This window comes from Streptomyces sp. NPDC101152 (assembly GCF_044768275.1).
GTDB lineage: Bacteria > Actinomycetota > Actinomycetes > Streptomycetales > Streptomycetaceae > Streptomyces.
Window position 1 is genome coordinate 95,405 of sequence record NZ_JBIWPO010000013.1, and the last position, 12,306, is coordinate 107,710.

The following is a 12,306-nucleotide window of genomic DNA, read 5'->3' on the forward strand; positions in this document are numbered from 1 at the left end:
GGGTGACTTCAGCCGCCACTCCGTAGCACAGCTGCGACAATCGGGCCGGCCGCCGTGCCGCCGTGGCCGCCCTCCTCGGTCATGGCCGCCGCGGTGACGTCGTCACGGAACCCGGTGAACCAGCTGTTGGACACCGCCTGCCCGTCGACCTCGGCGGAACCGGTCTTCGCGCCGACGTCCCCGCCGAGCCCGGCCATCGCCTGTGCCGCCGTGCCCTGCGTGGCGGTGAGCCGCATCATCTGCCTGAGCTGGGCGGACGTGTTCGCGGACAGGCCCTTGGCGGTGGCCAGTTGCCGGCCGTCGAGCTTCGGGGGGACCAGGTACGGCTGGCGGAAGGCGCCCGTGATCGCGGTCGCCGTGACCGAGGCCATGTTCAGCGGGCTCATCTGCACCTGCCCCTGGCCGATCGCGTTCGCCGCCCGGTCGGGGCCGCTGACGGTCGGCACCTTGCCGTCGAAGGAGACGATGCCCGTCTTCCAGTCGTCCTGCCCGAGCCCGAACCGCTCCTGGGCCTCCTGGGTGAGCGAGGCGTCGGTGAGCGGCTTCTCGTCGATGAGCTTGACGAAGGCGGTGTTGCAGGACCGCAGGAAGCTGTCCGCGAGCGTGGCGTGCTCGTTCGGCTGCATGCCCTTGAGGTTGGTGAAGGTCTGGCTCTGCCAGGTGGCGGACGGCGGGCAGGGTGCCGGGCCGTTCATCGAGGTCACGCCGTTGTCGATGAGCATCGCGGCGGTGATGATCTTCATGGTGGAGCCCGGTGCGACCTCGCCCTCGAAGGCCGCGTTGAACTGGTCCTTGCGGTTGTTGGCCACCGCCAGCACCTCACCGGTGCTCGCCTTGACCGCGACCACCGACGACTGGGCGAACTTCCTCACCGCCTTCTCGGCAGCCGCCTGCGCGCTCGCGCTGATCGTCGTCCGCAGGGTGCCGGCCCTGCCCTTGGCGAGCGTCAGCAGCGAGGTGTCGGCCACGCCCTGGGCCTGGTGGTGGATCGACAGCTCGATGCCGGGCGTCCCGCCCACCTTGTCGCCGTAGCGCTGGCGCAGGGTGTCGAGGATCACTCCGAGCGACGGGTACTTCTCCTTGGTCAGCACGGCGCCGTCGCGGTCCACCGCCTGGATCTCGGGGCTCGCCGACTCGCCGGTGACCAGGGTGTCGCCGGTCCTCAGCTGCGGATGAAGAACGGACGGGTTCCAGTCCACCAGCGCCCGCCCGGTGGTCCTCCCACGCACCACGGTCAGCTCACTGCTGTACGTGAGCGGCTTGGACGTGTTCTGGTACGACACCGTCGCCTTCACCGTGAAGCGCACCGTCGCGCCGCTCGCCGCACCGGGCGTGATCCGCACGTCCGTGATGTGCGCGCTCTGGCCATAGGCCGTCAGCAGGGGTTCGGCCCCCGCCTGGTCGTTCGTCAACGTCGCCGCCTGTGCCGCCTGTCCCTTCTCCCAGGCCGATAAGAACTTCGCCGACGCCTGCTCGACCTCGGCGGCGCTCGGCGGCCCGGTCCTCACGGCGGCCGCCCCGGAACCCCCGCCGCCGTTCATCGCCGAGACCAGGTTGTACGCGCCGTACCCCGCCCCGCCGACCATCACCGCGAACACGCCGCCTATGACGGCGACCCTGACCCCCTTGGGCATGAAAGGCCCCTCCCCGTTTCCCCGTTGCGGTCCCCCGCACTGTAGGGGGCCTGAGGGGAGGCAGTGAGGGCTGTTTCCCCATGTTGCCCGGCCACCGGGGCGGAACGTCCGCTATACCCAGGTATCCAGCCACATCCGTGAACGCCAGTCGTCGACCGGGATCGCCGTGCCGGTGTACAGAGGCCAGAAGTAGATGAAGTCGTACGCGGTCGGGCCCGATGTGGGCCCGACCAGGGTGTTTCCCTCGGGGCGGGGCCGGATCAGGCGGCTTGGGCCGTCCCTGGGCCGTGATCTTGAGGATCCGATGCCAGATAGAGGCTGTCGACTGCCTTCCGGGTGCGTCCCTCACTGCTCGGCATGAGGTGGGTGTAGGTCCGGAGTGTGAACCCCGGATCGCTGTGACCGAGGTACTGACTCAGAGCCCGGATGTTCTCGCCAGCGTCCAGCAGTACTGACGCGTAGAAGTGCCTGAGCGCGTGCATCCCGTGCTCGGGGGCCGAGGTGTACCGCTCGCCCTCCTTCCTCGCTGGGATGATGCCTGCGACGGCAAGAGCACGCTTCCAGTGGTACTCGTTGTAGTTGCTCACGCGGACGTGGTTGCCCTCGGGACCGCTGAACAGAAGTCGCTTGGTCACGAGCGGGCCGTCCGGCGTACGCCAGGGAAGTGTGACGTCGACCGGACTGAACTCCTGGGAGTGGTTCCGCAGCGCGATGCCCACGGCCCTTGGTAGAGGCACGTCGCGGACCTTGCCACCCTTCGGCAGTGCGAAGACGTACTTGCCGCGGATGCGCTTGAGTTGATGGCTCACGGTCAGCCACCCGCCCTCGTAATCGAGTTCGTCCTCCGACAGACCGAAGATCTCACCTTGCCTCAGACCGCACCCCGCGCCGGGGTCCACGGTCGCCTGGAAGCGTCGTTGGAGGGCTGCCCGTACCCCGAAGACCTGCTCTGCAGTCCACGGGTTGACACGTGGTTTCCCCGGCTTGGGCAACTGCACTGTTCGAGCGCGGCAGGGGTTCTTGCTGAGGAGCCCGTCATCGACCGCCGCGCTCAGGGCTGCGGAGACGGTCCCCACGATGATGCGGCGGTGGGACTCCGCCGGCACGGTGGCTTCCAAACCGGCGATCCAGGAGCGGATGTGTTCAGGCTTGAATGAACCGAGCGGGCGAGAGCCGATGTGTGGGTAGGCGTGCAGCCGCAGCCGACGCTCCGCCGCCTCACGGCTATTGATCTCGCCGGTGTGCGTCTTGACCCAGCGTTCCGCGTACTGGCGGAACGTCGTCCGCGTCGAGCGCGGGTCGATGTATTGGCCGCGCGACATGTCCGCCTCGATCTGCGCGAGCCACTGCTTGGCCAGGCGCAATTCCTTGTCGCGAAATGACTTGCTCTTTTCGGTTCCGTCGGGCCCGACGTACCGGGCGCGGTACCGCATGCCGGTGCCATAGCGATCGGTCTTGACCTTGATGGGTTTGCCGTCAGGGCCGGTGATGGTCTTGTACCAGCGGTCTTGGATGTGGCCAGCCATATCGGGTGTGGTCCCTTCTGGACATGGGACGGGGAGGGGCACGGTGTGCCCCTCCCCTGGGAGTTGGGTGCTGCTGTGGTGCTGCCGTCAGGCGGCGTCGATGTCTGCGCTTTTGCGGCCGGCGACGTATGCGCGCACGTCGGCGGGGTCGTAGCGGATGTACTTGCCGATGCGGAATCCGGGCGGTCCGATGCGCTTCTTGCGCCACTGGTAGACGGTTTCCTTGGGCACCTCGAAGATCACGGCGATGTCGTCGGGGGTGAGGTACCGGTCTGGGATGCCGCACCGGAGGATGGCGCGGGGGTCCGTCTCCGCCACGGCTCGGGCAGGGGGTGTCACTGCGTCCTCCAAGTTGGAATCACATTGCGCTGAGTCGCGACTCATCGGCACTCAAAGGCGCTCGGAGGGGTCTTGAGACGCGATGAGTCGCGACTCAGGCGAATGTCAGTTGGACTGATTCACCGTGATCCCGTTGTAGGTGATCACCTGTCGGCCGTAGGCGTCGCGGGGTCGGGTGCGGTTGAGTTGGGGGACGACGGAGAGCAGGTTGCGGCCGAACATCTGCTTCGTTCCTGGCTTGACGTTGTTGTCCTCGGCCCACTCCCGCCAGACCGCCCACAGGGTGTCCACGGGCACGCTGCACGTCGGTCCGGTCGTACAGCACTCCCGGAGGAACGCGGACGTGGGTGAGGCGGTGTCCTGCATGGAGGTGACCGCTTCCCGGCTGCATGCCGGTTCGGTGATCCGTCCGTTGGCTTCCAGGCGGGCGAGCCCGTCCAGAGCCCAGTTGAGGATCCCGGGCATCTCGGCGCAGAGCCGGCCGAAGAGAGTGGGATCTTCCTTGCCCAGCCAGGACACGGTCATGTTGAGCACCACGAAGCGGCGGGCGATGACCCCGGACGAGTCGCCGAAGTGCGGCAGTTCGTTGGACAGGATGACCAGCCGGGTGGGGAGCTTGCCGGTCCACACCGCCCGGTACTTGCGGTCGATGTCGATGGTGTCCTCACCCGAGATGGTCAGCAGCCGCTCGACGACCTGGCTGTTGTCGTTGCCGGACAACCGGGCGTCCGAGATGACCGCGAGCGGCTTACCGATCAGCGTCGATAGCCCGAAGTTCGTGCCCATGCCGGCGAGGGTGGGCCCGGCAAGGTTCTCCTTGCCCACCAGCTCTTTCAGCACCCGGGCGATGGTGCCCTTGCCTGAGCGGGACGGGCCGACCATGAGCACGATCTTCTGCTGGTCGGTGCGGCCCGACAGGACGTAGCCGAACCACTCCTGTAGGGACTGGATCGCGTCCGGGTCGTCAGGCCAGATCTTGTTCAGGAAGTCTTCCCAGGTCGGCGCGGTGGCGCCGGGGTTGTAGGCGAAGGGGACGGAGACCAGGTTGAAGAACCCGGGCCCGTGCGGCAGCAGTGCCCGGTCACGGATGCGCAGTAGCCCGTTCTCGCACGCCACGATCGGCCCGTCGTCGCGCTCGCTCGCGTCGCCGTCGGCGTCGAGCCACGCGGGTGCGTCCAGGTCCGTGGGCAGCAGGGTGACGGAGCTGAGCGCGTCGAGCAGGTTGCTGATCTTCGGTTTGGTGGGTGCCCAGGCGCGTTCCTCGGGCTTTCCGTCCTTGCCGGGGGCGTAGTAGACGGCGTGTTCGAGACGCTCGTACATGGCCTTGCGTACCTGCGCTTCGTCCAGCTCCCGCCAGCACGTTCCGGTCCAGTGCATCCATGAGCCGCGCCAGCGGCGGCACATGAGCTGTCCGTCCTCGGTCTGCCAGTCGGGCAGGATGCGGCGGGCGACGGCCAGGGGGTTGGACGGGGGCGGTAGTTGCTCGGTTTCGGTGGTGGGGTCGGTCATGCCGCGTTCCTCCCTTCCTGGGGGTTGCGGAGGGGGCAGGTGTCGCGGTGGGCGGTGTGGTCGGCGATCAGGGCGCGCACTCGGCGTTCCCCGAACGCGCGGCGGTGCCAGCCGCACAGGCACGTCGACGTCGCGCTCGGAGTGGCGCCGTACGGTGCGGAGATGCGCAGCATCGCGACGATGTACCGGCCGTCACCCTGTTGCGGGTCAGAGCCAACAGCAGTGCGGACGCCCTGACGGGCGACGCCTGTCGGCTCGCCCACGGCCCCACGGGGTGCGGCCGGTTCGGCGGCCAGCGGACCGCCCGGGGCGGCGGTGAGGCTCTTAGAGGCGGGAGGAAGGGTGGTCATGCCGCCCTCCCGCGCGGGGAGTTGCGGGCGATGGACCAGTCCAGTCCGCGCCGGATCACGTCGTCGTAGTAGCGCTGGGACTGGGTGGCGTTGGCCCCCGCCGCCTCACTAAGAGCCTGCTCGACCACGGTTCGGGTGAGGTCGCCGGATGCGATCAGCCGTCCCAGGGCGCGCGCGGCCCGCAGCAGCGTGGCGTTGCGTGTCCCGTCGGCGGCCGTGGCCACGTTCCGGGTCTCGTTGGCGAGTGCTACATCCGCATATCGGCTGGATTGCCCCGCTACGGCCCCTGAGGGTGCCCGTGCGGGCCTGGGGGCCGGTTGGAGGATGCTTTGCAGCCATCCGGGCACCGGGACCGCCACGGGGCCGCACAGGGCTTCGTAGGTTCCGGTGGGGGTGATGCTTCCGGCCGCGACGACGTAGCCGCCCTGTGCGCGGGTGTCGACCAACTTGCCGATGGTTCCTGCAGTGTTGGTCAGCCGCACCCCGTCGGGGGTGGTGAAGTACAGGTGCCGTCCGTCGTTCGCGGTCCGCACCCGGTAGGTGTCGGGGACGGCGTGCCCGGCGCGCTCGCAGAGCGCACGAAAGGTTGCCGCGCCGTCAGGCGCGTCCGAACTGCCCTTGCCGCCTTTGGTCTTGGGTACGTCGAGGTCGACGACCAGCAGCCCCGAGGGGCCGGTGGCGATGCCGACGTTGAACGGGGCCTGGGACCAGGCCGCGCGGATGCGGTCGGGGTCGGTGGTGGCGCGTTGCTCCCACTTGCGGTGGCCTCCCGCACACTGGCCGGTGCGGGGGCATGTCTGCTCGCCGTGCAGGGCGGGCCGCTTGGTGCCGGGGCGCAGGGGGAAGACGCGCCAGCCCTGCTCGGCAGCGTCCAAGGCTGCGCGTAGCAGCGCGGCACGGGGGTCATGGGTCATGCTGGAGGTCTCCAGTTCCTTGTTGGGTGACTGGCTGGCAAGGGCGGCCCCAGGCTTTGGCGAGACGGGGGCCGTCCTTGGTCATCAAGGCTTCGGGCGGTTGGCTTTGCCTTGCGGGCCCTGGCGTGGCTTTCTGACCGGTCGCGATGCGCGGCGTTGCTGTCCCGCGTCCGTCTAGATGCATGGCAACGAACCTCGTACCCTGCGCACATGGAGTGGGGGACTCTCGGCGTTGCGACAGTGGGTGCGTTGTTCGGGATTGGGGCGACGGTCATCACTGACGCCCTTCGCGCGCGGCGCGAGAATGAGCACCGTTGGGCCGATACGAAGCGGCTTGTATATTCGCGTTTTCTGATCGCGCTGGCCCAGGCACACAGCCGTATGACCATCGCGGCTTCGCGGGTGGAGGGCGGTGCCTTACGTGAGCGCGCGGTTCACGATGCGTTTCACATGGATCCGCAGCATTCCGAAGCGAAGTCCGTACTCAGGGAGTTGGGGTTGGCCGCACCCGATCACGTCTATCAGGCGGCGCTTCCGCTCTACGAGCAGTTACGAATGATCCGCGACATGCTCGCCTCGGAAGAAGTGCTGAGCTTCGAGATGCCCGAATACAGACGACTCGTGGAGCCATTCTTCCAGCAGATGGAGGCTCTTCAGCGGCTCATGCGAGATGACCTGCGGCCGCCGATTAGCCGTCGTGGGCGGTCAGGTGCTGATTCGGGCAGCGCCATTTAGCGCGGCTAGCCGTGGAAGTGGTTGCGCTTGAAGATCGCTTTGCGGATGTGGAAGGTGTTGCCGCTCTTGCCGTGGCCGGTGGGCTTGAAGAGCTGCACGGCGATGAACCCTCCGAAGAGCACGGCGGCGAGGGTGATGAGCTGGGTGATGAGTGCCGTGAGGGCGGTGATGAACGTAGTGAGCAGCAGCAGTCCGCCGCACACGGCGAGGAACCCGACGCCCCCGAGGGCGACGTTCACCGCCGCGCGCGAAACGGGGGCCTTCACCGCGACGACCGGGTCGGGCTGTACGGGGCTGAGCGAGTAGCCGGTGACCACGCGGCCGTCGGGCAGGACGATGCTCGCCACGGTCGGAAGAGTGCCGGGCTGGACGGGGGCGAGTGGTGCCGGCGCGTGGACGACGGGCGGTATTGGGGTGGGCTGGTGGACTTCCACGGCCCCCTCGCGGGGCGTGTGGCGGGCAGGCTCGGGGTACATGCGGAATCCCTTCCGGACAGGGTTCAGGGAGGCGGACACACCCCCTTGCGGGGGCGTTGTGGAGGGGGTTTTCGGGGTCTGACCTGGGGTGCCTCCCTGCCTCCCTGAGTGATCATTGGTGCAGGTCAGGGGCAGGGAGGCGGGGCAGGGAGGGATTGAGGGAGTTCTCCCTGCCTCCCTGCCCCGGCGGGGTTGGCCTCCCTGCTACTGGGAGGCGGAAGCGGAACCGTCGCTGTCGCGGTTGGTGAGGGCGCGGGCGAGCCGGTCACGGCCGACGACCATGACCCCGTCGGACTTGTAGGGCTCGGCCCCGGTGCCGTCGAGGACGCGCTTGAGGTCGAGGAAGGACCACTTGCCGTAGGCGTCCTGGTTGAGGACCGCGAGCCGCTTGAGAACGTCCTGCGTGCGCACCCGCGTTGCGTCGCCGACCACGGCGGCGATGTCGGCGAGCGGGTCACGCTCCTCGCCCCGGTCGATCACGGTGAGGGTGGTCACGCCGTCGCGCATCGCCTTGGCCCGCTCAGCGATCACGGTCGCCTCGTCGGTGCTGATGTAGTGCGTGCGCACCGTGATGGACGACTGCCCCTTGGGGATCTCGATCCCGTCGGACGCGACCACGAGCGTGCCCTTGTCCAGACCCGGGCGCAGCAGGTTGGGAGCGGCGCCACCGTCGACGGCCTTGTCCCCCAGCGCCATCCGCGCCTGCGACTCGGTACCCAGCGCGAGCGAGGCACGCGTGTGGGCCCCTTCCCGCACGAGCTTGGGAAGGTTCTGATCGGTGGGATCCTGGGTGCCCTGCCACAGCAGCACGTTCACCGCCCGCCCCTGGTTGTGGATCTTCCGAGCGGCCATGAAGTACCGCGACGTGGACGACGACCCGCCATACGGCCGCTTGTCCTCGTCCTTGAGCGGGCACATGAACGCGACCTGCGCCTCGTCCACGATCACCACGAGCAGCGGAAACTCGGTCCCGGGCGGCGCCTGCAGTCGGCGGTTCATCTCCTCGACCGCGTCCTCGACCATCTCGGTCACCTGAATGACATGGTCATCGGTCGGTCCCTGAATGAGGCGGGTAGCCAGGCCGTCGAACATAGCCCAGTCACCGACGCCCTTGAGGTCGCCCATCCAGAACTCCACCGACCGGTCCAACGCGAGCCACAGGGCCAGCGCGCGCAGGGCGGCGGTCTTGCCCTGGTTGGACAGACCGGTGATGAGCAGGTGGCGCTGATACACGCTCAAACCGGCAGCGTCCCCGCGCAAGTCCTGACCCCACGGGGCCTTGCCGGTCTTGTAGTTCGCGGTCAGCGTCTCGTCGGTGACCAGCGGCGACGGCCCGATCGGCTCGTCCAGCGCCCCCGAATCGGCGATCCACAGCCGCACCGTGCGGGCGGCTTCGGGGATGGTGATGAACACTTCGTGCTCGTGCCGGGTCAGGTTCTCGGCCAGCTTGCGCCGCTTGCCCTGCACCTCGTTCGTAGACACACCCGACGGCAGGGTGACATCGACCTCGACCCCGCACCCGGCGATCCGGATCGGACCCAGCATGGAGGCGCCGGCATCGCCCATCTCCGTGATGGCCTTGCGCAGGGCCGAGATGCCGAGGTCGCGCAGGGCCTTGACGACGATGGACGGGGTGATCGGCTCCCCCTCGCCCGAGCGGACGTTGTCCGGCAGGGCCCATGCGGGGGCGGCTTGCTGCTTGCTGCCGACGGTCCACAGGGCGAGTAGGGCGAATAGCGGTCCCAGGATGGTGGCGTAGGGCCAGACGACCTGAACGATCGTGATCAGGGTGGCGATGAACTCGACCGTGGCCTGAAGCGGGGTGATGACGTCGCCGATGTCGTGGTTGTGGATGGCCATCACGATGCCGAGGGCGACCAGGACGCCGATACTCATCCCGACGCCGACCCCGACCCCCTTCGCGGCGTCAAGCGGCGAGTGGAGCAGGTCCATGCGGCGGCGGTGGCGTGCCTCGCGGAAGCGCTGAAGGCGGTCCTCCCACTCCTCGGCGACCTCGTAGTTGCCCGCGGCTTCCGCCGCGCGCAGCATGCGCTCGTAGCGGGCCCCGGTCTTGCCGTCCCAGGCGCGGCGGGCCACGATCCGCCCGCCGTTGACGGTGTACAGGCCGTGCCGGGCCACAGCGCGGGCAGTGGACTTGGTCGTCTCGTGGGTGACGGCCGTGCGAACGGCGCGGCCGGAGCGCACCCACAGCGGAACGGGCTTGACCGGGGCCGGTTCGGGGACCACGGTCAGCCGGGTCACGGACGCCTCAGCGGCGGGCGGGTCGGTGTTCTTGTGCAGGTGAACGACGTTCTCGGACATGCGGGGATGACTCCTGACTGCCCCGAACGGGGCGGGAGTTGAGAGGAAGAGAAAGTGCGGGGGTGCCGGGGCGGCCGGACGGAAGGCGGCGGCCACCCCGGCGGGGATGGGTCAGTGCTCGTCGCGGGCGCGGTTCTCCGCGTGGCTGAGCTGAGAGGGTCGCGTGCGGGGGCCGTCGACCCAGCAGAACGGCCGGGTGCTGTCGGCGGCCAGGAACACCCGCAGGGCAGCCCGGGGCGGGGCGGCGGGCAGGGCGTAGACCCATCCCGCCTCCAGACTGGCCAGCAGGCGGGCGGCGTGGTGCTCGCACCCCTCAGCGCCCGCGCGGGTGGCGTCCAGCACGGTCACCACGACCGGGCCCCCGCACGGAGTGGGGTCTTCCGGGTGCGCGGCCGGGCAACGACCGTCCATGCTCACCACCAGCCCGAGGACTTCTTCGCGGCCTTCTCCCGCGCGGCCTCGGTCACGATGCGCTGCCGCTCCATCTGCAGCGCGGTCAGCTCAGCGGTCAGCCGCACGGTCACCGCGTTCATGGCCTGCTCAAGGGCCCGTTCGGCGCGGCCGGTGCTCTGGCCCCGCAGCACCCGCACGGAACCTCCCGCCAGGGCACCCAGGACCTTGCGCCGCTCGGCACTGGTCAGCGGCCACATCTCCTCGTTCTGTACCGCCTCGATCATGCGCTGCGTCAGCGCGATCTCCCGGTCCAGGCGGCGGGTGTTGGGCTTGCCCATGGTCAGTCCTTCCGGGGGTAGGTGTGGCCGGCGGGCGGGTAGACGGGGACGGCCTGATCGGTGAGGAGTCCTTCCATCACGACGGCCTCGAAGTCGGCGGCGAGGTCGGTGACCGGTTCGAACGTGAACGCGATGTCGGCGGCGTCCAGCAGCCGACCCGTACGTTCGGCGTCGTCACGGCGGGACTCGCTGAGGAACCGCTTCACTGCTGACCTCCCTGGTCAGGCTCACTGGGCGAGGGGACGGGGAAGGCGCACAGCACGCACATGCCGAGCGAGCGCGGCATGCAGTAGCTGTAGGTGACCTGGCACTTCGGGCAGGTGCGGCGGGCGAGCATCGCCAGAGCGAGGGCGCCCCACTTGCGCGAGGTCATCGGCCGCACGGGCAGCGCGAGGTCTTCGCGGTAGAGGTAGGCGACGCGCGGCGTACTCGTGCGGCGGTTGATCCGCATGACCTGCGCCTGTATCGGCTGACCGCCCGGACGCAGGCCCCTCGCCCGTAACTGCCGACGCGTGGCGAACCCGTCCGGCGCGAGCCGCCACGGGTAGGTGGGCACCCCGTAGTGGGCGCCGGTCGGGTCGTAGCACTTGCCCCACGCGGCGGACATCAGGCCGCCCCCACGACGCGGTTCCAGGCGGCGCGGAGTCGGGTTTCAGCGGCGGAGTGGCCGGCCGCGCGGAACCGCTTGGCCATCTCCCGGTACGACAGCGCCGGGGTCTGGCTGGTGCGGATCGTGTCCACGAGCGCGTCGAGTTCGTCGTCGCTGAGCGCGGGACCGGCCTCCAGCGCGGGAGCTGCGACCGGCTCGACCGGGCCCCACACGGGAAGCTCCCAGCGCGGCGTGACCTCGGCCGTGACCGGGGCCGTCACGCTGGTCAGTGCCCTGCCCGTGCCCTCACCCTGCCGGGCGGTCTCCAGCGTCGACCACGCGCCGGCCAGGGTCTTGGCGGTGCGTGCCTGCACGCGGGCGACGCGCGCCCCCGCCGCCGTCACGGCAGCAAGCCGGGTCTCCTCCGTGGCCGCTTCCGCGTGGAGCCGGGCGCGGGCGACGGCCGCCTCGTCGCGGGCCTCTTGCTGGATGCCCCGGATCGCGTCCAGGGCGAGCGGGGTGAGCGCGGTGCGCTCCCACAGTCCGTGGACCAGCCAGAGGGCTTTGGCGGCGATGGGGAGCCAGGCCACGGCCAGCCACGCGGCGGCGGACGTGCCGGCGGTGAGCGCGTGCGCGACCAGGACCCCGGCGGCGACCAGGCCGAAGCACCAGCCGACAGCGGTCACGATGCGGTTGTGGTCGCCCTGCGCGGCCAGGCGGCGTTCGTAGGCGAGGGTGGCCAGCCACCCCCCGTCGATGCCCAACCCCACGACCAGCGCGACCGGCCACGGCACCGAGGTGCCCAGCCACATCACGACCACTGCCAGGGTCAGCACCATGGACACCGCCGTCATTGCCACGGCGGGCAGCACGGTCTTGCTGTTGCGGGCGGTCACGCGGCACCGCCCGCCGCACCGGAAGTGCGGTTGGCCAGCGCCCGCCGCTCGCTCAGTACGCGGCGGTGGGCCCGGCGGATCCTCCGCGCGTCCAGCTCCGTGGGCGTGCGGTCAAGTGTGATGATCAGCGCATCGAGAAGGTCGACATCCGCCAGAATCAGCGGCATCTCCCGCTCGATCGCATCCAGCTCCGCGTCCGTCGGCTCCATGAAGTCGGCGAACGCGGTAACAGCGTCCTGAACAGTGACGATGTGGTCCATTGGGTCGTGTTCCTCTCGAAGGGTG

General features: G+C 69.5%; 15 protein-coding genes. 1 reads left to right on the forward strand and 14 read right to left on the reverse strand.

The window, feature by feature from the left end:
- Window positions 1–8 precede the first annotated feature (8 nt).
- The 6 genes from ACIRVK_RS19410 to ACIRVK_RS19435 form a co-directional block, all read right to left on the reverse strand.
- Complete coding sequence (locus ACIRVK_RS19410; protein WP_404248548.1) at window positions 9–1,634, reverse strand: penicillin-binding transpeptidase domain-containing protein; 1,626 nt, start codon at window positions 1,632–1,634, stop codon at window positions 9–11.
- 260 nt (window positions 1,635–1,894) lie between these two features.
- The gene (locus ACIRVK_RS19415; protein WP_404248550.1) at window positions 1,895–3,160 is read right to left on the reverse strand and encodes a tyrosine-type recombinase/integrase; all 1,266 of its coding nucleotides are present in this window, start codon (window positions 3,158–3,160) and stop codon (window positions 1,895–1,897) included.
- A gap of 87 nt (window positions 3,161–3,247) precedes the next feature.
- Entirely contained in the window at window positions 3,248–3,499 is a 252-nt protein-coding gene (locus ACIRVK_RS19420; RefSeq protein ID WP_404248552.1) for a helix-turn-helix domain-containing protein, read from the reverse strand.
- 105 nt (window positions 3,500–3,604) lie between these two features.
- Window positions 3,605–5,008, reverse strand: coding sequence for a phage/plasmid primase, P4 family (locus ACIRVK_RS19425; protein WP_404248554.1), 1,404 nt, complete (start codon window positions 5,006–5,008; stop codon window positions 3,605–3,607).
- On the reverse strand, window positions 5,005–5,358 hold the full coding sequence (locus ACIRVK_RS19430) for a hypothetical protein (protein WP_404248556.1): 354 nt from the start codon (window positions 5,356–5,358) through the stop codon (window positions 5,005–5,007). Before ACIRVK_RS19430 ends, ACIRVK_RS19425 begins: the two co-directional genes overlap by 4 nt.
- The gene (locus tag ACIRVK_RS19435) at window positions 5,355–6,272 is read right to left on the reverse strand and encodes a bifunctional DNA primase/polymerase (RefSeq protein ID WP_404248557.1); all 918 of its coding nucleotides are present in this window, start codon (window positions 6,270–6,272) and stop codon (window positions 5,355–5,357) included. Before ACIRVK_RS19435 ends, ACIRVK_RS19430 begins: the two co-directional genes overlap by 4 nt.
- Before the next feature lie 210 nt (window positions 6,273–6,482).
- Between ACIRVK_RS19435 and ACIRVK_RS19440 the strand changes: the two genes are divergently transcribed.
- A complete protein-coding gene (locus ACIRVK_RS19440; protein WP_404248559.1) occupies window positions 6,483–7,007 on the forward strand; it encodes a hypothetical protein in 525 nt (174 codons plus the stop codon).
- 5 nt (window positions 7,008–7,012) lie between these two features.
- Here the strand turns inward: ACIRVK_RS19440 and ACIRVK_RS19445 are convergent, their stop codons facing one another.
- From ACIRVK_RS19445 to ACIRVK_RS19480, 8 genes are all read right to left on the reverse strand, one after another.
- Window positions 7,013–7,483: a hypothetical protein gene (locus tag ACIRVK_RS19445; RefSeq protein WP_404248561.1), complete on the reverse strand. Its 471-nt coding sequence runs from the start codon at window positions 7,481–7,483 to the stop codon at window positions 7,013–7,015.
- Window positions 7,484–7,687: 204 nt separating this feature from the next.
- The gene (locus ACIRVK_RS19450; protein ID WP_404248563.1) at window positions 7,688–9,805 is read right to left on the reverse strand and encodes an ATP-binding protein; all 2,118 of its coding nucleotides are present in this window, start codon (window positions 9,803–9,805) and stop codon (window positions 7,688–7,690) included.
- 111 nt (window positions 9,806–9,916) lie between these two features.
- Complete coding sequence (locus tag ACIRVK_RS19455; RefSeq protein WP_404248565.1) at window positions 9,917–10,216, reverse strand: hypothetical protein; 300 nt, start codon at window positions 10,214–10,216, stop codon at window positions 9,917–9,919.
- Between the two features lie 2 nt (window positions 10,217–10,218).
- A complete protein-coding gene (locus ACIRVK_RS19460; protein WP_404248567.1) occupies window positions 10,219–10,536 on the reverse strand; it encodes a hypothetical protein in 318 nt (105 codons plus the stop codon).
- Between the two features lie 2 nt (window positions 10,537–10,538).
- Window positions 10,539–10,742 carry a hypothetical protein gene (locus ACIRVK_RS19465; protein ID WP_404248569.1) on the reverse strand — a complete coding sequence of 68 codons (204 nt, stop codon included), beginning with the start codon at window positions 10,740–10,742 and terminating at the stop codon, window positions 10,539–10,541.
- Window positions 10,739–11,143, reverse strand: a complete 405-nt coding sequence (locus ACIRVK_RS19470; protein WP_404248571.1) for an RRQRL motif-containing zinc-binding protein — start codon at window positions 11,141–11,143, stop codon at window positions 10,739–10,741. The genes ACIRVK_RS19465 and ACIRVK_RS19470 overlap by 4 nt, the downstream gene beginning before the upstream one ends.
- Window positions 11,143–11,979, reverse strand: coding sequence for a protein spdB (locus ACIRVK_RS19475; RefSeq protein ID WP_404248738.1), 837 nt, complete (start codon window positions 11,977–11,979; stop codon window positions 11,143–11,145). Before ACIRVK_RS19475 ends, ACIRVK_RS19470 begins: the two co-directional genes overlap by 1 nt.
- Window positions 11,980–12,017: 38 nt before the next feature.
- Complete coding sequence (locus ACIRVK_RS19480; RefSeq protein WP_404248573.1) at window positions 12,018–12,281, reverse strand: DUF6284 family protein; 264 nt, start codon at window positions 12,279–12,281, stop codon at window positions 12,018–12,020.
- Between the last annotated feature and the right edge of the window lie 25 nt (window positions 12,282–12,306).